Annotated in this window: 16 protein-coding genes and 1 pseudogene; 10 read left to right on the top strand and 7 right to left on the bottom strand. The window is 73.2% G+C overall.

Going from position 1 to position 20,739, the window contains the following annotated elements:
• Positions 1 to 41 precede the first annotated feature (41 nt).
• Both LPA54_RS25345 and ppgK read left to right on the top strand, forming a co-directional pair.
• A complete protein-coding gene (locus LPA54_RS25345) occupies positions 42 to 1,262 on the top strand; it encodes an FG-GAP-like repeat-containing protein (RefSeq protein WP_228981791.1) in 1,221 nt (406 codons plus the stop codon).
• Between the two features lie 143 nt (positions 1,263 to 1,405).
• The gene (ppgK, locus tag LPA54_RS25340) at positions 1,406 to 2,143 is read left to right on the top strand and encodes a polyphosphate--glucose phosphotransferase (protein ID WP_228981789.1); all 738 of its coding nucleotides are present in this window, start codon (positions 1,406 to 1,408) and stop codon (positions 2,141 to 2,143) included.
• A gap of 94 nt (positions 2,144 to 2,237) precedes the next feature.
• Here ppgK and LPA54_RS25335 read toward each other — a convergent pair whose 3' ends face one another.
• Positions 2,238 to 2,852, bottom strand: a complete 615-nt coding sequence (locus tag LPA54_RS25335) for a DUF4245 domain-containing protein (protein ID WP_267487610.1) — start codon at positions 2,850 to 2,852, stop codon at positions 2,238 to 2,240.
• Positions 2,853 to 2,988: 136 nt separating this feature from the next.
• On the opposite strand from LPA54_RS25335, the gene glpX reads away from it, so the two are divergent.
• The gene (gene glpX, locus LPA54_RS25330; protein WP_228981787.1) at positions 2,989 to 4,020 is read left to right on the top strand and encodes a class II fructose-bisphosphatase; all 1,032 of its coding nucleotides are present in this window, start codon (positions 2,989 to 2,991) and stop codon (positions 4,018 to 4,020) included.
• 236 nt (positions 4,021 to 4,256) lie between these two features.
• Here glpX and LPA54_RS25325 read toward each other — a convergent pair whose 3' ends face one another.
• Both LPA54_RS25325 and LPA54_RS25320 read right to left on the bottom strand, forming a co-directional pair.
• Positions 4,257 to 4,631, bottom strand: coding sequence for a WhiB family transcriptional regulator (locus tag LPA54_RS25325; protein WP_228981784.1), 375 nt, complete (start codon positions 4,629 to 4,631; stop codon positions 4,257 to 4,259).
• Between the two features lie 298 nt (positions 4,632 to 4,929).
• Positions 4,930 to 5,637, bottom strand: coding sequence for a DUF1707 domain-containing protein (locus LPA54_RS25320; protein ID WP_228981781.1), 708 nt, complete (start codon positions 5,635 to 5,637; stop codon positions 4,930 to 4,932).
• A 138-nt stretch (positions 5,638 to 5,775) separates the two neighbouring features.
• Here LPA54_RS25320 and LPA54_RS25315 point away from each other — a divergent pair, with 138 nt between their 5' ends.
• The gene (locus tag LPA54_RS25315) at positions 5,776 to 7,446 is read left to right on the top strand and encodes a fumarate hydratase (protein ID WP_306806539.1); all 1,671 of its coding nucleotides are present in this window, start codon (positions 5,776 to 5,778) and stop codon (positions 7,444 to 7,446) included.
• A 205-nt stretch (positions 7,447 to 7,651) separates the two neighbouring features.
• On the opposite strand, the gene LPA54_RS25310 is transcribed toward LPA54_RS25315, so the two are convergent.
• Entirely contained in the window at positions 7,652 to 8,209 is a 558-nt protein-coding gene (locus LPA54_RS25310) for a GNAT family N-acetyltransferase (protein ID WP_228981777.1), read from the bottom strand.
• A complete protein-coding gene (locus tag LPA54_RS25305; RefSeq protein ID WP_228981774.1) occupies positions 8,206 to 9,468 on the bottom strand; it encodes a hypothetical protein in 1,263 nt (420 codons plus the stop codon). The genes LPA54_RS25310 and LPA54_RS25305 overlap by 4 nt, the downstream gene beginning before the upstream one ends.
• Before the next feature lie 538 nt (positions 9,469 to 10,006).
• Between LPA54_RS25305 and LPA54_RS25300 the strand changes: the two genes are divergently transcribed.
• Positions 10,007 to 10,270 carry a hypothetical protein gene (locus tag LPA54_RS25300; RefSeq protein WP_228981772.1) on the top strand — a complete coding sequence of 88 codons (264 nt, stop codon included), beginning with the start codon at positions 10,007 to 10,009 and terminating at the stop codon, positions 10,268 to 10,270.
• A 102-nt stretch (positions 10,271 to 10,372) separates the two neighbouring features.
• Here the strand turns inward: LPA54_RS25300 and LPA54_RS25295 are convergent, their stop codons facing one another.
• The gene (locus tag LPA54_RS25295; protein WP_228981770.1) at positions 10,373 to 11,938 is read right to left on the bottom strand and encodes a ricin-type beta-trefoil lectin domain protein; all 1,566 of its coding nucleotides are present in this window, start codon (positions 11,936 to 11,938) and stop codon (positions 10,373 to 10,375) included.
• A 105-nt stretch (positions 11,939 to 12,043) separates the two neighbouring features.
• Here LPA54_RS25295 and LPA54_RS25290 point away from each other — a divergent pair, with 105 nt between their 5' ends.
• The 3 genes from LPA54_RS25290 to LPA54_RS25280 all read left to right on the top strand — a co-directional run bounded on the left by LPA54_RS25290 (position 12,044) and on the right by LPA54_RS25280 (position 16,810).
• Entirely contained in the window at positions 12,044 to 13,465 is a 1,422-nt protein-coding gene (locus LPA54_RS25290) for an aspartate ammonia-lyase (protein ID WP_228981769.1), read from the top strand.
• 182 nt (positions 13,466 to 13,647) lie between these two features.
• Positions 13,648 to 14,352 carry a DUF402 domain-containing protein gene (locus LPA54_RS25285; protein WP_228981768.1) on the top strand — a complete coding sequence of 235 codons (705 nt, stop codon included), beginning with the start codon at positions 13,648 to 13,650 and terminating at the stop codon, positions 14,350 to 14,352.
• A gap of 247 nt (positions 14,353 to 14,599) precedes the next feature.
• Entirely contained in the window at positions 14,600 to 16,810 is a 2,211-nt protein-coding gene (locus tag LPA54_RS25280) for a SpoIIE family protein phosphatase (RefSeq protein ID WP_228981767.1), read from the top strand.
• Between the two features lie 103 nt (positions 16,811 to 16,913).
• Here LPA54_RS25280 and LPA54_RS25275 read toward each other — a convergent pair whose 3' ends face one another.
• Entirely contained in the window at positions 16,914 to 19,172 is a 2,259-nt protein-coding gene (locus LPA54_RS25275) for a transglycosylase domain-containing protein (protein WP_228981766.1), read from the bottom strand.
• A gap of 240 nt (positions 19,173 to 19,412) precedes the next feature.
• On the opposite strand from LPA54_RS25275, the gene LPA54_RS25270 reads away from it, so the two are divergent.
• Positions 19,413 to 20,438 (top strand): SPFH domain-containing protein, encoded by a 1,026-nt coding sequence (locus LPA54_RS25270; RefSeq protein WP_228981763.1) that lies wholly within the window; start codon positions 19,413 to 19,415, stop codon positions 20,436 to 20,438.
• Positions 20,435 to 20,635, top strand: a pseudogene (locus LPA54_RS25265) (hypothetical protein); the annotation flags it as partial. The gene LPA54_RS25270 and the pseudogene LPA54_RS25265, both read left to right, overlap by 4 nt.
• Between the last annotated feature and the right edge of the window lie 104 nt (positions 20,636 to 20,739).

The following is a 20,739-nucleotide window of genomic DNA, read 5'->3' as shown; positions in this document are numbered from 1 at the left end:
CGCGTCGCGCACTCGCACGCGCCGTGTCAGGGAGGGAACACATGCGCATGTCTCTGCTCCGGCGCCTGGCCACCGCGGCCACGGCGCTGGGGCTCACCTCGCTCGGGCTCCTCGCGGGCGCCGCGCCCGCGCAGGCGGCGATCAGCGACTGCCCGGCCGGTTACTTCTGTGCCTGGAAGACCGACAACGGCACCGGCACGATGTACAAGACGAACACGGACAAGGCGACACTGGGGACCTGGGACAACACGTTCCGCTCGGTGGTCAACCGCACGTCCCGGTTCGCGTGCCTGCACGACGACCCGAACCACGGTGAGACCGGCTTCGTCGACACCTGGGAGCCGGACGCCCGGGGCACGGAGTGGGGGCACTCCCAGGGCAACGTCAGCTCGGTGAGGTTCGTCCCCACCTCCCGTGAGTGCCACGCCCCGCCCTACCCGCAGTGGCACGGCACCACCGCGCCCCAGGCCACCGGCCACGGCGACCTGAACGCCGACCGCCGGGCCGACTTCCTGGTCCGCGACAAGGCGGGCCGTCTGTGGTTCCTGCCCGGCGACGGTACGGGCAAGCTGGTCGGCAGCAGCGGCTGGAACGTCTTCAACGCCCTCGTCCGGCACGGCGACTTCAGCGGTGACGGCCGCGAGGACGTGATCGCCCGCGAGACGGCGACGGGCAAGCTGTGGCTGTACCCCGGCACCGGCACGGGCGCCCTCGGCGCGCGCAAGCTCATCGGCAGCGGCGGCTGGAACGCCATGAGCCGGCTCGTCGGGTACGGGGACCTCTCCGGCGACGGCCGCGCCGACCTGCTGGCCGTCGAGAAGTCGACCGGCAAGTTCTGGCTGTACCCCGGCACGTCCACCGGCACCCTCGGCGCGCGCAAGCTCATCGGCAACGGCGGCTGGAACGCCATGAACGCCCTCGTCGGCGCGGCTGACATGAACGGCGACGGCCGCGCCGACCTGGTCGCGCGCGAGGCGTCCTCCGGGAAGCTGTGGCTGTACCCGGGCGCGTCCGCGGGCGCCCTCGGGGCCCGGGTCCTGATCGGTTCCGGTGGCTGGAACGCCATGGACGGCCTCTTCGGTCTGGGCGACGTCAGCGGGGACGGCCTCGCCGACCTCGTCGCCACCACCACGGGCGACTTCGTGAGCGAGGAGTGCCGGGGCGTGGGCTGCCAGCTCGTGTACAAGGGCCGCGGGACCGGCTCGGTGGAGCCGGGCATCGTGGTGGCCACCGACTGGCACCTGCTGAACGGCGCCTTCTGATTCGGTCGGCGGGACGGGCCCCCGCCTCCGGGCGGGGGCCCGTCCGCGTGTACGGGCGCCGCCGGGCGCCGGTCGCGGCCGGGTCCGTCCCGGGTCCCAGGTCCTGCCGGTGACGCCGCGCACCGCCCCGTAACGTGGAGTCCATGAACGTCTTCGGAGTGGACATCGGCGGGTCGGGGATCAAGGGCGCTCCCGTGGACCTGGGCCTCGGCGACCTGGCGCAGCCCCGCCACAAGGTACTCACCCCGCAACCATCGACGCCGTCCGACGTCGCCGACTGCGTCGCGGAGGTCGTCACGCACTTCGGCTGGTCCGGGCCGATCGGCGTGACCTTCCCTGGTGTGGTGACGGGCTCGACGATCCGTACGGCCGCCAACGTCGACAAGGCGTGGATCGGTGTGGACGCCGCCGCGCTGATCGGCGGGCGGCTGGGCGGCCTGCCGGTGACGGTGCTGAACGACGCGGACGCGGCGGGCGTCGCGGAGATGACGCACGGCGCGGGCCGGGGCCGCCGCGGGACGGTCATCCTGCTGACCTTCGGCACGGGCATCGGCAGCGCGGTCTTCACCGACGGGCGCCTCCTGCCCAACACCGAGCTGGGCCACCTGGAACTGCACGGCAAGGAAGCGGAGAAGCAGGCCTCCACCAAGGTCAAGGAGGACAAGGACCTCGGCTGGCAGGAGTGGGCCCACCGGGTGCGCAAGTACCTCGCCCACCTGGAGATGCTCTTCTCGCCCGAGCTGTTCATCGTCGGCGGCGGCGTCAGCCGCAAGGCGGAGAAGTTCCTGCCCCTGATCGACGACGTGCGCGCGGAGATCGTCCCCGCCCAGCTGCAGAACAACGCCGGCATCGTCGGCGCGGCGATGGCCGCGGCCCGCTGACGCCGGGCGCGGACGCCGTTCGGCACGCACGTGGCCGCCGGGCGCCTCCGTCCGGCGGCCCGGCGGCCGCCGGACGCCGGGCGGACGGCGGGGCTCAGCCCTTGCCGGCGGTACCCGCCTCCGCGGCGGTACCGGAGTCCGCGGCGGTCTCGGGCTTCCCGGCCGTACCGGGCTGCTCGCCGGTCCCGGGCTCGCGGACCTGCTCGGACTTCAGGGCCGCGGCCATCTCGCCGAGGCGCTCGAACGACGCGGTGCCGGTGACGACCGTCGTGACGCCCTCCTGGCGCAGGACGAGGGCGTCGTACTTCTCGCCCTCCCAGCGCTCCCACGCCCGGCCGGCGATCCGCTGCACCTTGCCGGTGTCCCGGGCGTCGTGGGTGACCTGGACGACGTACCGCACGGCGGGGCCCGTCGACTGCTCGACGGCGACGTACTCGCGCTCCGGCGTGAGGTAGCCCAGGTGCCAGGCGTCGTCGTCCCGGCGGCTGTACGACACGGACGTCGGGCGCCACTCCTCGCCCAGGCCCTTCGGGGCCAGCACGGGGTAGGGCGCGGCGCGCTGGGCCGTCACCAGCTCGACGCCGTAGTCGACGGGCTTGATCGGGTCGGCCTCGTCGTCGTGCGGGACGAAGAGGTAGATCACCGCCGCGGCGGCGCAGATGACCGCCATCGACTGGAACATCCCGCGCACTGTCTGCTTGCCTCGCATACCTGCCACGCCCCCTATGGTCGCATCAGGGCGTCGTGCTCATACGTGGGCCCCTCTGCTCAATTTGTCGACGTACCGATAGAGTCGCAGCACCCTCTTCACCACCGGCCGTCGCCGTACAGAAAGGTGCGCTCCGATGACCGAGCATCATCTGCCGTCCGAACTCGTGGTCTCCCCCGAGGCCCCCGACCGCAACCTCGCCCTGGAGCTGGTCCGCGTCACCGAGGCGGCTGCCATGGCGGCGGGCCGCTGGGTCGGTCGCGGTGACAAGAACGGCGCCGACGGCGCGGCCGTGCGGGCCATGCGCACCCTCGTCAGCACCGTGTCGATGAACGGCGTCGTCGTCATCGGCGAGGGCGAGAAGGACGAAGCGCCCATGCTGTTCAACGGCGAGCGCATCGGTGACGGTACCGGCGCCGAGTGCGACATCGCCGTGGACCCGATCGACGGCACGACCCTGACCGCCAAGGGCATGCCCAACGCCATCGCCGTGCTCGCCGCCGCCGACCGGGGCGCCATGTTCGACCCGTCCGCGGTCTTCTACATGGACAAGCTGGTCACCGGCCCCGAGGCGGCCGACTACGTGGACATCGACGCGCCGGCCTCCGTGAACATCCGCCGCGTCGCCAAGGCGAAGAACTCCACCCCCGAGGACGTCACCGTCGTCATCCTGGACCGGCCCCGCCACGAGGGGATCGTCAAGGAGATCCGCGAGACGGGCGCCCGGATCAAGTTCATCTCGGACGGCGACGTCGCCGGCTCCATCATGGCGGTCCGCGACGGCACCGGCGTGGACATGCTGATGGGCATCGGCGGTACGCCCGAGGGCATCATCAGCGCCTGCGCCATCAAGTGCCTGGGCGGCGTCATCCAGGGCAAGCTGTGGCCGAAGGACGACGAGGAGCGCGGCCGCGCCCTGGACGCCGGCCACGACCTGGACCGGGTGCTCTCCACCGACGACCTCGTGCGCGGCGACAACGTCTTCTTCGTCGCGACCGGCATCACCGACGGCGAGCTGCTGCGCGGAGTGCGGTACCGCTCCGAGACGGCCACCACGTCGTCGCTCGTCATGCGGTCGAAGTCGGGCACGATCCGGCAGATCGACTCGACGCACCGGCTGTCGAAGCTGCGCGCGTACAGCCAGATCGACTTCGACCGGGCCAAGTAGCGGCCGGACGGGCCCGGGGCCGTCCGCGCCCCGGCCCGTCCCGAGCGTCCGGCCCGGCCCGGCCCGTCGGAACCCGCCCGGGCCCGGGACCGGGCACGGCGGCGGGCCTGTCGGCGGGTACGAAGAGGGGCGCTCCCAGTGCGGTGGGAGCGCCCCTTCCCGTGCGGGCCGTGCCGCGTCACCCGCGGTGCCTCAGGGCCGTGCCGTCCGTGCCGTCGGTGCCGCCGTGCGGGCGGTCAGCCGGCGGCGGCGATCTGCTGGCCGGCCGTCGCCGCCTTCTTCAGCTCCACGTCGCGGCGCCGGCGGCGCGCCAGCACCACGCGGCGCTCGGCGGCGGTGAGACCGCCCCACACGCCGTACGGCTCGGGCTGGAGCAGGGCGTGCTCGCGGCACTCGACCATCACGGGGCAGCGGGCGCAGACCCGCTTCGCGGCCTCCTCGCGGGCCAGCCGGGCGGCCGTCGGCTCCTTCGAGGGGGCGAAGAACAGTCCCGCCTCGTCGCGGCGGCACACCGCCTCCGTGTGCCAGGGGCCGCCTTCGTCCTCCCGCGCCGGAACGCGCTGGGACGGGACGGCGGCGACCTGGAGGGGCTGATGCGGCAGATGCAGCACGGTCTACTCCTGACGACGGCTATCGCGGGCGAGAGAGACGATGCAGCAAGCCCTACCCGCTGTGCGCACGCCTATGCACTGCGTGGCGTGCGCTTCCAGGGGGCGGGACGTGGTACGGCCGAAAAGCGACGGTGGGGGTGCGGCGGGCCGCCTTGACCCGGGCGGGGACCGGCTGCGGGGGCGACTGCTCCACGGCCGCCGGCCGGCGCGCGGTCAGTGGCCGGCGACCCGCGAGCGCCCGGCATCGGCACGTGGCCGGCGACCGGTCGACCCGCGAGCGACCGGCGTCGGCGCGTGGTCAGTGGCCCAGGTGCTTGCGGAGCTTGGCGTGGAGGAGGTCGGCGATGAGCTTGCCGCGCTTGGGGCGGGCCTCCACGTTGCCGAGGACCGCGTAGCCGTTGACGACCACGACCGGCGCCTCCGGGTCGGCGGCCTCCGACGTGACCACCTCGAAGTTGCCGAGGACGCCCGTGCCGTTGCCGCGCAGGGAGACGTTCTCCGGGACACGCACCTCGACGTTGCCGAAGATCGACACGGCGTTGACGGTGGTGAGGCGCTGGCTGAAGGTCGCCTCGGTGAGGTCGATCTCGATGTTGCCGAAGACCGAGAAGGCGGTGGTGCGCGCGGCGACGCGCCAGCGGCCGCGGCGGGTGTTGCTGGAGAAGACCGCGACGAGCCTGTCCTCCGGCTCGCCGTACTGCCCGGAGGCGTCGGACAGGGCGCGGGCCGCCGCGGCGTCCGGCGCGCTCGCCCCGCCGGGGGCGGCGGGGAGGTCGCCGACGAGCGGCTCCAGCTCGCCGAGCGTCTTGGCCCGGTACGTAGCGTCGATCCGCTCGGCGTGCTCCTCGGCGTCCAGCCGCCCCTGGGCGAGCGCCTCCGCGAGGATGTCGGCGACCCGGTCGCGGTCGGCGTCCGAGGCCCGCATCGCCGGGGCGGTCACCGGGGCGGGCGCCGCGGGGCGCGGGTGCGGCTCGGGCCGCTTCTGGGGCTGCTTCTCGAGGTCCACCGAGCCAGCCTAGCGAAACGCGATAGATCGCGACCAGAGCGGGATGAGCCTTACCTCACAGACCTCCGCGCGCCGCGGCGTCTTACGCTGGGGGACGCGTTGCCGATGGGGGCCGCGCCGCTGTCTGCCGAGTGAGGAATGGCCGTCATGCCAGAGTTTGCGTACTCCGATCTGCTCCCCCTGGGAGAGGACACCACGCCCTACCGCCTGGTGACCTCCGAGGGCGTCTCCACCTTCGAGGCCGGCGGGCGGACGTTCCTCAAGGTGGAGCCGGAGGCGCTGCGGAAGCTGGCCGCGGAGGCCATCCACGACATCCAGCACTACCTGCGGCCCGCGCACCTCGCGCAGCTGCGCCGGATCATCGACGACCCGGAGGCGTCGGGCAACGACAAGTTCGTCGCGCTCGACCTGCTGAAGAACGCCAACATCGCCGCCGCCGGCGTGCTGCCCATGTGCCAGGACACCGGCACGGCGATCGTCATGGGCAAGCGCGGCCAGAACGTGCTCACCGAGGGCGAGGACGAGAAGGCCCTCTCGCACGGCATCCACGACGCGTACAAGAACCTCAACCTGCGGTACTCGCAGATGGCCCCCCTCACCATGTGGGAGGAGAAGAACACCGGGTCGAACCTCCCCGCGCAGATCGAGCTGTACGCGACGGACGGCGGCGCGTACAAGTTCCTCTTCATGGCCAAGGGCGGCGGCTCCGCCAACAAGTCGTTCCTCTACCAGGAGACCAAGGCGGTCCTCAACGAGACCTCCCTGATGAAGTTCCTGGAGGAGAAGATCCGCTCCCTCGGCACGGCCGCCTGCCCGCCGTACCACCTCGCGATCGTCGTCGGCGGCACGTCGGCCGAGTTCGCGCTGAAGACCGCGAAGTACGCCTCCGCGCACTACCTGGACGCGCTGCCGTCCGAGGGCTCCGAGCTGGGCCACGGCTTCCGCGACGAGGAGCTGGAGAAGAAGGTCTTCGAACTGACGCAGAAGATCGGCATCGGCGCGCAGTTCGGCGGCAAGTACTTCTGCCACGACGTGCGCGTGGTGCGCCTGCCGCGGCACGGCGCCTCGCTGCCCGTCGCCCTCGCCGTCTCGTGCTCGGCGGACCGCCAGGCCGTCGCGAAGATCACCGCCGAGGGCGTCTTCCTGGAGCAGCTGGAGACCGACCCGGCGCGCTTCCTGCCCGACACGACGGACGAGCAGCTGGACGAGGCCGGCGACGTGGTGCGCATCGACCTCAACCAGCCCATGGACGACATCCTCGCCGAGCTGACGAAGCACCCGGTCAAGACCCGGCTGTCGCTGACCGGCCCGCTGGTCGTGGCGCGCGACATCGCGCACGCCAAGATCAAGGAGCGGCTGGACGCGGGCGAGGACATGCCGCAGTACCTGAAGGACCACCCGGTGTACTACGCCGGCCCGGCGAAGACCCCCGAGGGGTACGCCTCCGGCTCCTTCGGCCCGACGACGGCCGGCCGCATGGACTCGTACGTGGAGCAGTTCCAGGCGGCGGGCGGCTCCAAGGTGATGCTGGCCAAGGGCAACCGCTCGAAGCAGGTCACGGACGCGTGCGGCACGCACGGCGGCTTCTACCTGGGCTCCATCGGCGGCCCGGCGGCGCGCCTGGCGCAGGACTGCATCAAGAAGGTCGAGGTCGTCGAGTACGAGGAGCTCGGCATGGAGGCGGTCTGGAGGATCGAGGTCGAGGACTTCCCGGCGTTCATCGTGGTGGACGACAAGGGCAACGACTTCTTCCAGGACCCGGCCCCGTCCCCGACGTTCACGTCCATCCCGGTCCGCCACGGCGGCTGACGGCCGACGCGACCGCGGCAGCCCCCGGCCCGAGGCCGGGGGCTGCCCCTCTTCACCGACGACCGCGGATCACGACTGCTCCACCTCGGCCATGAGGAGGCCCCCGTGCCCGAGGCACGCGGTCGCCGGGTTCGCCGGGGAGGGGAACCGGAGGCCGAGGCTGCACACCCGGCGCGGCCGGTCGCGGCGTCCCCGCCGGTTGCGCTCACTTCAGATCGAGCAGCATCACGTCATGGACGTCCGCGCCCTTCCAAGGCCGCGCCTCGCCGATCCTGCGGTAGCCCCATGCTCGGTACGCCGCCTGTGCCGCCGTGCTCGCCGGGTGGACGTTGAGCAGCACGCGCTCCACTCCGGCACCGTCGAGCACGGTCTCGTGCAGCCGACGCGCGATGCCCTGCCCGCGCCACGCTCGCCGTACGGCGATCTCCATCAGTCCGAACGTGCGACGTCCGTCCTCGCGGCGCATGTCGTCGGGCACCGGCTCGGCGAGCTGATCCCACCATCCTGTGTTCGCACTGAGCGGGTAGCCGTATGCGATCCCGACCGGTTCGCCTTCCTCGGTGCGGGCCAGGGCGGCGCGGAAGGCGGCTTTGCGGGCCTGTGAGCGAAAGCGGCGGAAGCCGACCGAGACGTCCCCTTCGCTCTCGTTGTAGGGCGGCTCGGCGAACGCCTCGGCGTAGACCAGCCTGAACATGTCTTCGGCTCGCTCGGCGGCCGCCCCGTCCAGGTACTCGACCGTGACGGTTCCCCGCAGCGTCGTCATGTGGTTCCCCCTCGGATCGTGTGGCGGATGCGCTCGCCGCACTCGTGGGCTGCGATGCTGTCCACCGCTGCGACGGCGCGCCCGAAGGACCGGATCTTCCCCACGAGCCGTGGCGAGGAGATGGCTCCGCACACCTCCAGTACGGAGCTCACCTCCGCGCATGCTTCATCGACTTCCCCGGCGTCGAGCAGTACACCCGCGAGCTTCACCCGGTACGAGGCACTGTTGCGGGCGAGGTCGCCCCCGATGCCGCGCACGGCGGCGCGCAGGAACGGCACGGCGCGTCGGGGCTGATGGGCCCGTACGTACATGTCGGCGGTGGCGTAGTCGACCTCGAAAGGCCCGACGAACCTCGCCCAGCCGGGTACTTCCGCGTCGGTGTCCGCGCGTCCCTGGTGGCTGACGGCCCGGCTCAGGGCACGGCGTGCCCCTGCAAGGTCCCCGGTGTGGGTCGCCACGTTGGCATCGCGCAGCGCGATCAGCAGGCGCACGGTGTGTCCAGCGCCCGCACGGTTCGCCAGCCGATGGGCGTTCTCGACCGCGCTCGCGGCCTCCCAAGCCCGCTCCGCCTTGAGTGCGAGGAGCACAAGCGTCTCCAGCACCGAGACCTGGAGCAGCGGGTCGTCAACGAGCTGCGCCGCTGCGAGGGCTTCCATGCAAGCGGCACGGCCCTGCTCGGTGCGCCCGCCGTCGTAGCCGTACCAGGCACGGTGGCCGTGCAACTCGGCCAGCATCGTCTGCAGCTCCCTGCCGATGCGGGCGGTGTACGACGAAGCACCGAGGGTGCCTGTGATCTCGTCCTCGATCCGGCGCGCCTGGTGCATCGCCGGCACACTGCCCGCGGTGTGGTCCGTCTGATACAGGCCGTCGAGCCTGGCGCGCAGCCGGGTGACATCGGCCGCACCGATCCGAGGGCCCGACCGAGCAGCGATCAGTGCCCCCGCAGCGAGTGCGCCGGCATCGGCGACGAATGTCCTTCGCTTCACCTCTCCGGCGTCGCTGATCGGCGCGGAGACCGTCACGCGATGTTGCGGGACCTTGAGCCCCAGCTCTGCGAGGGGCACACCGAACATCGCCTCCAACACGGTCTGCTGACTCGGGTGGGGCAACGGTGGAGGCGCCTCGCTCTCCCATCTTCGGGCCTGTCGCACACTGACCGACGCGTCGACACCCAGTCGCCCCGCCTCTCGGGCGAAGGCTTCGACGAACGACTCTTGGGTGTATCCGGCCTCGCGTCGTAACTGCGCCAGTCTGCTCACGCCTTGCCTGCCATCCGTGTGGCTGTCTCGTGTCACCCACCGTAGTGACTCGGCGCCGCGCGGGGGAAAACGTCCGCCCAAACGTCCGGTCGCTCGCCGCCCGGAGCGCCGTCCGAGGTTGTCCACTGGTGCCGCGTTGATGCAACAGCCGTACCCAGCGGCGGAAAGGACGCGTGCCGTGCGCATGACGATCCGTGTGTATGACGTCGACGGGAAGACCGGCCAAGTCGTGCGGGAGCGCGGCCGCTTGGCCGTCCCGTATGACGACGAACGGCTCGCGCCACTGATGACGAGCGCTTACCCTCCGTGTCGGTGCCCCCGATGCCACACGAAGGGGGCCGCCGAGTGAGCCAGCCGTGGGCGGTGCTGTCGCGAGGTTTTCCCGAACGCCGTCCGGCGCGCTCCGCCGGGTCGTCGGCTGGCGGAGCGCGTGACGCAGCAGTGCTCTGTCCGGTTGTACAGCCACTCGTCGCCAGCCCGTGCCCGAGGGCGCGGCGGACGCGTGTTGCAGGAGCAGCGTGAGGCAGAGAGGTGAGGGATGGACGCGGAAGAGGCCCGGATCGTCGACGCCGTCCTGCGGGAGTACGGCATCCCCGGCGTGGTGGCGCCGGAGGAGCCGGGCAGCCCGTCGGGGCCGTGGCGGGTGTACGACCACGCCGACCGCGCGGTCCGGCGGGAAACGACCGCCCAAGCCCTGGCGGCGCTCGCCGCGAAGGTCCGGCGGGCCGGCCCTGGGGCGGCTGCCCGGCGGACGGGAGGCGGGCCCACGCGGGGGTTCGTCGTTCCGGCCCCGGAGGACTGACACTCCTTGCCCGTCCGTACGCCCCCGGTACGGGGGGCGTACGGACGGGGCCGTACGGGCCCGGTCGCCTTCGGCGGGGCGGGGCCGTGCGGGTGGAGCGGGTTACGCGAAGCGCTGCTTCGCGGTGCCGTCGCAGGGCTGGAGGCGCAGGGGGTCCCTCGGGGCGGCGAGGGTGAGGCACAGGGAAGGTGCGGCGGTGGGGCGGAGGGTCGCGCCGTCGCGGACGAACCGCTGGTTGGTCGCGCCGGAGCAGTTCCACAGGACGAGCGCCTTGCCCGGCTGGTACGCGGCGCCCGGTACGTCCAGGCAGCGGTCGTGGGTCAGGGCCGTGTGGATGGACCCGCGCGCCGGGTCGTACCACCAGTCCTGGTTGCGTCCGGTGTGGCAGTCCCAGCCGCCGACCGCGGTGCCGTTGCGGGTGACCGCCCCGGTGACGTCCACGCAGGTGCCGGCGGCCTCGCCCCGGAGCGGGGTGAACTTGTCGTCCCAGGCCCCCGGCAGCAGGACCGGCTTCCCGGTGGACGCCGGGTCGGCGCAGCCGGCCTCGCGGGCGCCCGAGGCGTACAGCTGGGTGAGGCAGGAGGCGAAGGCGGCGTGGCCGGCGGCGTTGGGGTGGAAGGACTGCCGCACGGAGTTCTCGTCCGGCAGTCCGGGCTTGGACAGGTCGACGTAGAGGCCGCGGGCCCAGGCGTCGTCCATGCAGACCTCGTGCCCGTGGAAGAGCCGGGAGTTGTCGAGGTACACGGCCCCGGTGGTGGCCGCCGCTCGCCGCATGCCGCGTTCGAAGGCGGGGACGGCGGTGTCGCGGCCCCAGACGGTGTCGGAGTCGTAGCCGAGGCCGCCGCAGGCGAGCTTGCCGGGGAAGTCGGGGTTGTCGGGGAAGTCGGGGCCGATGGGGCTCGGGTAACCCATGACGACGAGCTTGTAGTCGCCGTCGGCGTACCCGGCGTCGCGCATGACGGTCCGTAGGTCGCGGATCGTCTGCTCGACCTTGGGTACGAGGGCGTCGACGCGGGCCTGCCAGCCGGGGGCGTACTTCGGCGCGCAGGGGCCCTGGAGGGTGAGGTAGCGGATGACGCAGTCGGTCATCACGGGGCCGAACTGGAGGTCGTCGTTGGCGCCGGCGACCAGGAGCACCATCTTGAGGCGGGTGTTGCGGGCCTTGACGGCGAGGTTGTCGCTCTGGACGAGTTCGTCGGCGTACTGCTTGGCGCCGCCGATGCGGATGTTGCCGGTGGACGCGCCGGAACAGGAGACGTTGTAGGTGACGTCGGCGGGGATGCCGGTGCGGTGGACGGCGGCCTGGGGCGAGCGGTGGCACCAGTTGTCGGGGCCGTTGGTCGGGGGCTCGTACGTGCCGACGCCCTCGCCGGAGATCTCGCTGTCGCCGAGCGAGATCAGGGCGGTCTTGCGTTCGGCGAGGGGCCGTTCGGCGGGGCTGCCGTACAGGGCGGTGGCCTCGGCCGCGCGGACGCGCTCCAGCTCCGGCGGCAGGGGCACCGGGGCGGCGGGCCGTGCGGCGGTGGCCGGGGCCGCGGCGGCCCGCGCCGCGGCGTCCTGGGCGGCCGTGGGCCCGGCCGCCTGGGCGGCGGGGCCGGTCAGCGCGGCCGCGAGCGCGGCGACCGTGACCGCGGCCGTGCATCCGAGTTTCCGTCTGGTGCGCGCCATTGCGCCTCCTGGATGTGGGGTTACCCACGGTTTTTACTGGTCGGTACAGCAGTTGGGAATAGCGTGCGCCGGACGGGCGCTCACTTTTTGCGGGAGGACGGGACGATGACCGGTACGAGGGAACAGGGCGGCGCCGACGGCGGCCACCGGATCGAGCGCGACTCGATGGGCGAGGTGCGCGTCCCCGCGCACGCCAAGTGGCGCGCCCAGACGCAGCGGGCCGTGGAGAACTTCCCCGTCTCGGGGCAGCGGCTGGAGCGGGCGCACATCGCGGCGCTGGCCCGGATCAAGGCCGCCGCGGCGAAGGTCAACGCCGAACTGGGCGTCCTGGACCCGGAGGTCGCCGAGGCGGTGCGGGCCGCCGCGGCGGAGGTCGCGGAGGGACGCTGGGACGAGCACTTCCCCGTCGACGTCTTCCAGACCGGTTCCGGCACCTCGTCGAACATGAACATGAACGAGGTCCTGGCCACCCTGGCGGGCGAGCGGCTCGGGGAGGGGCGGTCGGTGCACCCCAACGACCACGTCAACGCCTCCCAGTCGTCCAACGACGTCTTCCCCTCCTCCATCCACATCGCGGCGACCGCCGCGGTGACCGGCGACCTCATCCCCGCCCTGGAGCACCTGGCCGAGGCGCTGGGTCGGAAATCGGCCGAATTCGCGGACGTGGTGAAGTCCGGACGTACGCACCTGATGGACGCCACGCCCGTCACGCTCGGGCAGGAGTTCGGCGGGTACGCGGCGCAGGTGCGCTACGGCGTCGAGCGGCTGCGGGCGGCCCTCCCCCGCCTGGCGGAACTGCCCCTGGGCGGCACGGCGGTCGGCACGGGCATCAACACCCCGCCCGGCTTCTCCGCCGCCGTCATCGCCGAGGTGGCGCGGGACACGGGGCTGCCGCTGACCGAGGCGCGCGACCACTTCGAGGCGCAGGGCGCGCGCGACGGGCTGGTCGAGACGTCGGGCCAGCTGCGCACCATCGCCGTCTCCCTCACCAAGATCGCGAACGACCTGCGGTGGATGGCGTCGGGGCCCCGCACCGGCCTGGCCGAGATCCGACTGCCGGACCTCCAGCCCGGGTCGTCCATCATGCCGGGGAAGGTCAACCCGGTGGTCCCCGAGGCGGTCCTCATGGTCGCCGCGCAGGTCGTCGGCAACGACGCCACCGTCGCGACCGCCGGCGCCGCGGGCAACTTCGAGCTCAACGTCATGCTGCCGGTGATGGCGAGGAACCTGCTGGAGTCGATCCGGCTCCTCGCCAACGCCTCCCGCCTGCTCGCCGACCGGACCGTCGACGGCGTCACCGCCGACGTCGAACGCGCCCGCGAGTACGCCGAGTCGTCCCCGTCCGTGGTGACGCCGCTCAACAAGTACCTCGGCTACGAGGAGGCGGCGAAGGTCGCCAAGCGGTCGCTGGCCGAGCGGAAGACGATCCGCGAGGTCGTCCTGGAGGGCGGGTACGTGGAGCGCGGCGCCCTGACGCTCGAACAGCTCGACGAGGCCCTGGACGTCCTGCGGATGACCCGCCCGTGACGCGCCACTGACCGGAAAGCATCGCTCGGGGCACCCGGGTCCACGCCGGTCCGCCGTGTCCGCCGTCCGGGGCCCCCGTCCCGCCGAAACCGTCGCTGACCTGCGGTGCCGTTGCCCCCGGCGCCGCCGGCCGGTGACGTGGATCGCGGACGGCGGCCCCCGTACGGTCCTAAGATCTGCGCATGACAGCGGAGACGACGGGCCCGGTACCGGGGGCAGCGGGTGGAACGTACGACGGTGGTGCGCGCTGGGCGCCGGGTGACCGGATCCTGTGGCGGTACCGCGACAACGGCGACGGGCACGTCCACATCTGCCGTCCCGTGACCGTCGTCCGCGACACCCCGGACCTGCTCGCCGTCTGGATGGCGCCCGGCACCGAGTGCGTCAAGCCCGTGCTGCTCGACGGCACCGCCGTCCACGACGAGCCGCTCGCCACCCGCTACACCGCGCCGCGCACCACCACGCGGGCGCGGTGGGTGGGGACGGGCGTCCTCAAGCTGGCCCGGCCGGGCGACCCGTGGTCGGTGTGGCTGTTCTGGGACCACGGCTGGTCCTTCCGCAGCTGGTACGTCAACCTGGAGGCGCCGCTCGTGCGGTGGTCGGGGGGCGTCGACTCGGAGGACCACTTCCTCGACATCTCCGTCTTCCCGGACCGCACCTGGCTGTGGCGGGACGAGGACGAGTTCGCCCAGGCCCAGCGCGCCGGCCTCATGGACGCCGCGCAGGCCCGGCGCGTACGGGAGGCGGGCGCGGCGGCCGTCGAGGCCATCCGGGCCTGGGGCTCCCCGTTCGCGGACGGCTGGGAGGAGTGGCGGCCCGACCCGGCGTGGGGCGTGCCCGCCCTCCCGGCCGACTGGGATCGCACCCCGGCGCGCACGGCTCCATGAGACCCTTGATGCGCCCCTGGGGAGTAACCGTAGGATCGTCCTCCGCCGGACGGCCGACCCCGGCCCCGCAGCGCCAACCACCGAGTACCGGATACGAACTGACCGTAAGTCACCTACGAGGGGGTGGAGTCGTGCCGGAGGTGCGCACGGATCCGTCGCCCCTTGTCGGCGCCGCCCCCAGAGCGGGTATAGCGCCTGACAGAGCGAGTGCATCGCCTCACCGGCCCGGACGGACGGAATCCCACGCGTGACGGAGCAGCCCACGTCCCACGAAGGCCGGCAGCCGTTCGCTGCCCGGCCGCAGGAACGCACCCGGCCCCGGCAGGAGGCCCCCGAGCCGGGCGGCACCTCCCCCGCGCCCGCGCACGGGCGGCCCCACCCGGGCGGCACCCCGGTACCGCCGCAGTCCGGCCGCCGCACGCCGGCCTCGCACGGCGGCGCGGAGGCGGAGGCGGCCCGGACGGCGGCCCGGTCGGGCGAGGCGGCCACCGCTGCCCGGCAGGCGGCCGCGACCCCCTCCGGCAAGCGCGCCGCGGCCGCCCCCGGCGACGCCCGGACACCCGACGCCGCGGGCACGGTCCCGCACGGCGGCGGCCCGGTCGGCGCCGGCGGCCCCCACGACCTGCCGGACGCCGCCGCCCTGCCGCGCCCCTCGGGCGTGCCCGGCGCCGGCACCCCGGCGCACACCGCCCTCCCGGGCCGGCCGGAGGGCGGCGCCGGCGCGCCCCAGGAGCCGGTCGGCACCGCCCGGCGCGAGGGCGACCGGTTGCGCTTCGTCGGCGCGGCGACCCGGCGGATCGCCCGCGGCATCGACCTGGACGAGATCGTGCTCGGGCTGTGCCGGGCGACCGTGCCGACCTTCGCCGACGCGATCCTCGTCTACCTGCGCGACCCGCTGCCCGTGGGCGACGAACGGCCGGTGGACCCCTTCGTCCTGCGGCTGCGCCGCGCCGACCGGCTGCGGCTGACCGGTGACGACACCCTCGACCTGAGCCTGCTCCCGGCCGGCCCCGTCGTGGCGCCCGACGCCGAGCAGACCCCGGCCGCCGAGCTGTGCGAGGTCCGCCCCGGCGGACCGCTCGCCGAGGTGCTGCGCGGGGTCAGGCCGGTGTTCGGCGACTCCACGGCGGCCCGGTCCGCGCTGCCCGAGCTGGTCGGCGACGGCCGCTCCCTGCCGTCCGGGCACCGCGCGATCCTCGCGCCGCTGCGCGGCCGCCGGCGCGTCATCGGCGCCGCCGTCTTCCTGCGCCGCCCCGACCGCGCGGCCTTCGAGGCGAACGACCTGCTCGTGGCGGCGCAGCTGGCCACGCACACGGCGCTCGGCATCGACAAGGCGGTGCTGTACGGCCGGGAGGCGTACATCGCGGACGAGCTCCAGCGGACCATGCTCCCGGAGAACCTGCCGCAGCCGACCGGCGTGCGGCTGGCGTCCCGCTACCTCCCGGCCGCCGAGACGGCCCGGGTCGGCGGCGACTGGTACGACGCGATCCCGCTGCCCGGCAGCCGCGTCGCCCTCGTCGTGGGCGACGTCATGGGCCACTCCATGACCTCCGCCGCGATCATGGGCCAGCTGCGGACCACGGCGCAGACCCTCGCCGGGCTCGACCTGCCGCCGCAGGAGGTGCTGCACCACCTCGACGAGCAGGCCCAGCGGCTGGGCGAGAACCGCATGGCGACCTGCCTGTACGCGGTGTACGACCCGGTCGCGCACCGCATCACCATCGCCAACGCCGGCCACCCGCCGCCCATACTGCTCCACCTGGGCGGCCGGGCCGAGGTGCTGCGCGTCCCGCCGGGCGCGCCGATCGGGGTGGGCGGCGTCGACTTCGAGGCCGTCGAGCTGGACGCCCCGGCGGGCGCGACGCTGCTGCTGTACACCGACGGGCTGGTCGAGTCGCGGCTGCGGGACGTGTGGACCGGGATAGAGCAGCTGCGGGAGCGGTTGGCGGCGACCGCGCAGCTGACGGGCCCGGACCACTCGCCGCCGCTGGAGGCCCTCTGCGACGACGTGCTCGACATGCTCGGGCCGGGCGACCGGGACGACGACATCGCGCTGCTCGCCGCCCGGTTCGACGGGATCACGCCGAGCGACGTCGCCTACTGGTTCCTGGAGCCGGAGGACGCAGCTCCGGGCAGGGCCCGCCGACTGGCCCGCAGGGCGCTGGCCCGCTGGGGTCTGGAGGAGCTGACGGACTCGGTGGAGCTGCTGGTCAGCGAGGTGGTGACCAACGCCGTGCGGTACGCGTCGCGGCCGGTCACCCTGCGGCTGCTGCGCACCGACGTGCTGCGCTGCGAGGTCGGCGACGACTCGCCGCAGCTGCCCCGGCAGCGCCGGGCGCGCGACACCGACGAGAACGGGCGGGGACTGTTCCTGGTCAACCGGCTGGCCCGCCGCTGGGGCGCCACGCGCCTGTCGACGGGCAAGGTGGTGTGGTTCGAGCTGCCGACACCGGGGTGAGCGCCGAGCGCGGGCGCTCCTGAGCACGACGGAGGCGGCCGGCCCCCTGGACAGGGGTCCGGCCGCCTCCGTGCGGCCCGCGGCTGCCGGCGCCGCGTCGGTGCTACGGCCGGATGCGGGCGCCGTCCTGCGGGCTGCTCCCGGTCTCGGGGTCGAAGCCCGACCCGCCGTCGGTGCCCGGCGTCGACGCGCTGGTCGACGGGGAGGGCGACGGCGAGCCCGTGGACGGGCTCGGCGGCGTGACCGGCGGGCTGGACGTGACCGGGGCGCGGGAGGTCGGCGCCGACGAGGACGGCGTGGAGCTCGGCTCGTCGTCCGGCGTGTCGCTGGGCGACGGGGACGGCGAGGTGCTCGCGGACGGCGTTCCGGTGCCGGCCTCCGGCTGCCCGTCGCCGTACTCGACGACGTCGAGGTCGAACCGGGCGCCGGAGCCGCCGAGGGCGTCCAGGGTGTAGTCGGCCCAGATGCGGGCGGGGAAGCCGCCGCCGTTGGCGCGGCCGGAGTTGGCCGTGCCGGTCAGCGTGACCTGGCCGCCCTTCTCGTCCTCGCCGAACAGGGCGACCACGGTGGCCAGTTCGGGCGTGTACCCGGCGAACCACGCGGACTTGTTGTTCTCGGAGGTGCCGGTCTTGCCGGCCGCCTGGTAGGCGTAGCTGCTCGCCGCTCGGCCGGAGCCCTCGCGGACGACGCCGGTCAGCACGGAGGTGACGGTGTCGGCGGTCTCGCGGCTGACGACCTGCGCGCCGATCGGGTCGGCCGGCCGCACCGTGCGGGCCTGGTGCTCGGCGGCCTTGACGATCGTCGGCGTGACCTTCTTGCCGTGGTTGTCGAGGGTGGCGTACGCGCCGGCCATGTCCCAGGTGGAGGCGCCCATGGTGCCGAGGGACATCGAGGGCGACTCGACGAAGGCGTCGCCGTCCTTCAGGCCGAGGTCGAGGGCGGTCTTCTTCACCTTGCCGGGGCCGACGTCGACGATCATCTGGGCGAAGACCGAGTTGATCGACAGGTTCATGGCCCGCTGGACGGTGACCGGGCCGTAGCTGACGTCGCCCAGGTTCTCGGGGGCGAACGGGGTGTCCCCGCCCTTGACGGGGCGCTTGCTCGTGCCGTCGTAGCGCGTGTTGACGCCTATCCGGCGGCCGTCCTGCGTCTTGGCGGAGTTCTCCAGGGCGGAGGCGAAGACCAGCGGCTTGAAGGTGGAGGCGGGCTGGTAGTCGCGCCGGGTGGCGTTGGACAGCCAGTGCTCGGTGGCGCCGACGCCGCCGTACAGGGCGACGACGTGGCCGGTCTTCGGGTCGACGGAGGTGGCGCCCGCCTGGACGTTCGCGTCGACCTCGTCGCCCTTGCGGTCGAGCCGGTCCTCCAGCTGCTCGCCGACCGCCTCGACGAGCTCCTTCTGGCGCTTCTTGTCGACGGTGAGGGTGATCGTCCAGCCGCCGGCGCGGATGTCCTCCTCCTTGACGCCCTGGCGCATCAGCTCCTGGTTGGCGGCGTCGACCAGGTAGCCGGTCTGGCCCTCCATGCCGGGGGCGGCCTTGGGCGCCTGCGGCTCGGGGAAGACCATCGACTTGCGGGCGGCCGGGTCCAGCCAGTTCTCCTCGACCATGTTGTCGAGGACGTAGTTCCAGCGCTCCAGGACGAGCTTGCGGGCGGCGGGCGAGGCGGACGTCCAGTCGTACTGGCTGGGGGCCTGGAGCAGGGCGGCGAGGTAGGCGCCCTGCGGGACCGTCAGCTTGTCGGAGTCGACGCGGTAGTACGCCTGCGCGGCGGCCTGTATGCCGTAGGCGCCGCGGCCGTAGTAGCTGGTGTTGAGGTAGCCCTCGAGAATCTCGTCCTTGCTCTTGCGCTGGTCGACCTTGAGCGAGATGACCAGTTCCTTGAGCTTGCGCGTCACGGTCTGGCTCTGGTCGAGGTAGTAGTTCTTCACGTACTGCTGGGTGATGGTCGAGCCGCCCTGCTTGCCCTGGCCGGTCACCGTGTTGACCATGCCGCGGGCGGTGCCCTTGAGGTCGACGCCGGAGTCCTCGTAGAAGGTCTTGTTCTCCGCGGCGACGAACGCCTTCTCGACCGGGTCGGGGATCTTCTCCAGGCCGACGTTGGAGCGGTTGACCTTGCCGCTGCGGGCGAGGATCGTGCCGTCGGAGTACTTGTAGATGTTGCTCTGGAGCTCCGCCTCGGCGTTGGCGGTGGGAACGGGGACGAGCAGGTAGACGGCGTAGAAGCCGCCCATGGCGAGCAGGCAGAACACGAACAACGTGCCCAGGAGCTTCCGCCAGGTGAAGAAGCGGCGTATGCCTCCGCCACCTCTCTCGTCCCGGCGCGCCCCGCGCTGCCGGGTCCGACGCGATTCCGCTCGGCCCATGGCTCCGTCGCTCCCGTTGTCGATGTTCGTCCGTCGCGCTTTTCGGTCACCTACGTCCGGATCAGCTCAGCAAGCTAACCCGCACCGACCGACATAGACCAACGGAATCTGTCTTTTCCGGACGTGACAATGAGCACCCGTCCCCAAGGAACCGACTCACGAGGGGTGGACAAGGTTGCGACAGGCGCTAAAGTGATATCACTTTGCTTCACCGGAGAGAGCACAGAACCGGGGGGAACCATGACCACACCGATGTCCGGGACCGCGAGCGGCACGGCGGACGGGGCGGCCGGCGGGCCGGCCGGCGGGACGACGGCCGTCGCGACCGGGGCCGTGAGCGGCGGACAGGGCGCGGCGGCGCAGGTCGCGCAGCCAGGGATACGGGAGTTCGCGGCGTACAGCGTCGGCGGCGGGCTCGCGCTCCTCGCCGGGCTGGTGGGCCTGGCCGCGGGGGTGTGCCTGGTCGTCGCGGGCGCCTCGATCGCCGAGGACGCGTCGACGGGCGCGCGGGCCGGGCTGGTCGCGCTCGGCGTGCTCGTGGGCCTCGCGGCGCTGTTCGCGATGTGCGGGCTCAACATGGTCGCGCCCGGCGAGGCCCGGGTCGTCCAGCTCTTCGGCCGCTACCGGGGGACGGTCCGCAAGGACGGGCTGCGCTGGGTGAACCCCCTGACCTCCCGGGTGGCGATCTCGACCCGCGTGCGGAACCACGAGACCGCCGTCATGAAGGTCAACGACGCCTACGGCAACCCCATCGAGCTGGCCGCGGTCGTCGTCTGGCGGGTCGAGGACACCGCGCAGGCCATGTTCGAGGTCGACGACTTCGAGCAGTTCGTCTCCACGCAGACGGAGGCGGCGGTCCGGCACATCGCCATCGAGTACCCCTACGACTCCCACGAGGAGGACGGCCTGTCGCTGCGCGGCAACGCCGAGGAGATCACCGAGAAGCTGGCGGTCGAGCTGCACGCGCGTGTGGCCGCCGCGGGGGTGCGCATCATCGAGTCGCGGTTCACGCACCTCGCGTACGCTCCGGAGATCGCCTCCGCGATGCTCCAGCGCCAGCAGGCCGGGGCGATGGTGGCGGCGCGCCAGAAGATCGTCGAGGGCGCGGTCGGCATGGTCGAGCTGGCGCTCGACCGGATCGCGGAGCGCGACATAGTGGAGCTGGACCCGGAGAGGAAGGCGGCCATGGTCTCCAACCTGATGGTGGTGCTGTGCGGTGACCGCTCGGCCCAGCCGATCGTCAACACGGGCACGCTCTACCAGTGACCGCCCGCCGTGAGCGCAAGCAGGTGCTGCTCCGCCTCGACCCGGCGGTGTACGAGGCGCTGGCGCGCTGGGCCTCGGACGAGTTGCGCAGCGCCAACTCCCAGATCGAGTTCCTGCTGCGCCGGGCCCTGTCCGAGGCGGGGCGGATGCCCTCGTCACCGACCCCGCTGCCCCGGCGCGGCCGCCCGCCGAAGGAACCGCCGGCAGGCCGGCCGACGGCGCCGGCGCCGGCACCACCTCCGACGCCGTCCCCGGCACCGCCTCCGCGCACCCCGCGAACGCCGCGGACGCCACCGGAGTG

The organism is Streptomyces sp. DH12 (genome assembly GCF_020873895.1).
Lineage (GTDB): Bacteria > Actinomycetota > Actinomycetes > Streptomycetales > Streptomycetaceae > Streptomyces.
The sequence above is the reverse complement of the archived record's forward strand: the minus strand, read 5'-3'. Positions and strand labels throughout refer to the sequence as shown.

Bases quoted from the DNA above. Each gene is read 5' to 3' on its own strand.
- LPA54_RS25345 (WP_228981791.1), top strand. From the start codon at position 42: ATGCGCATGTCTCTGCTCCGGCGCCTGGCCACCGCGGCCACGGCGCTG.
- ppgK (WP_228981789.1), top strand. From the start codon at position 1,406: ATGAACGTCTTCGGAGTGGACATCGGCGGGTCGGGGATCAAGGGCGCT.
- LPA54_RS25335 (WP_267487610.1), bottom strand. From the start codon at position 2,852: ATGCGAGGCAAGCAGACAGTGCGCGGGATGTTCCAGTCGATGGCGGTC.
- glpX (WP_228981787.1), top strand. From the start codon at position 2,989: ATGACCGAGCATCATCTGCCGTCCGAACTCGTGGTCTCCCCCGAGGCC.
- LPA54_RS25315 (WP_306806539.1), top strand. From the start codon at position 5,776: ATGGCCGTCATGCCAGAGTTTGCGTACTCCGATCTGCTCCCCCTGGGA.
- LPA54_RS25310 (WP_228981777.1), bottom strand. From the start codon at position 8,209: ATGACGACGCTGCGGGGAACCGTCACGGTCGAGTACCTGGACGGGGCG.
- LPA54_RS25300 (WP_228981772.1), top strand. From the start codon at position 10,007: ATGGACGCGGAAGAGGCCCGGATCGTCGACGCCGTCCTGCGGGAGTAC.
- LPA54_RS25295 (WP_228981770.1), bottom strand. From the start codon at position 11,938: ATGGCGCGCACCAGACGGAAACTCGGATGCACGGCCGCGGTCACGGTC.
- LPA54_RS25290 (WP_228981769.1), top strand. From the start codon at position 12,044: ATGACCGGTACGAGGGAACAGGGCGGCGCCGACGGCGGCCACCGGATC.
- LPA54_RS25285 (WP_228981768.1), top strand. From the start codon at position 13,648: ATGACAGCGGAGACGACGGGCCCGGTACCGGGGGCAGCGGGTGGAACG.
- LPA54_RS25275 (WP_228981766.1), bottom strand. From the start codon at position 19,172: ATGGGCCGAGCGGAATCGCGTCGGACCCGGCAGCGCGGGGCGCGCCGG.
- LPA54_RS25270 (WP_228981763.1), top strand. From the start codon at position 19,413: ATGACCACACCGATGTCCGGGACCGCGAGCGGCACGGCGGACGGGGCG.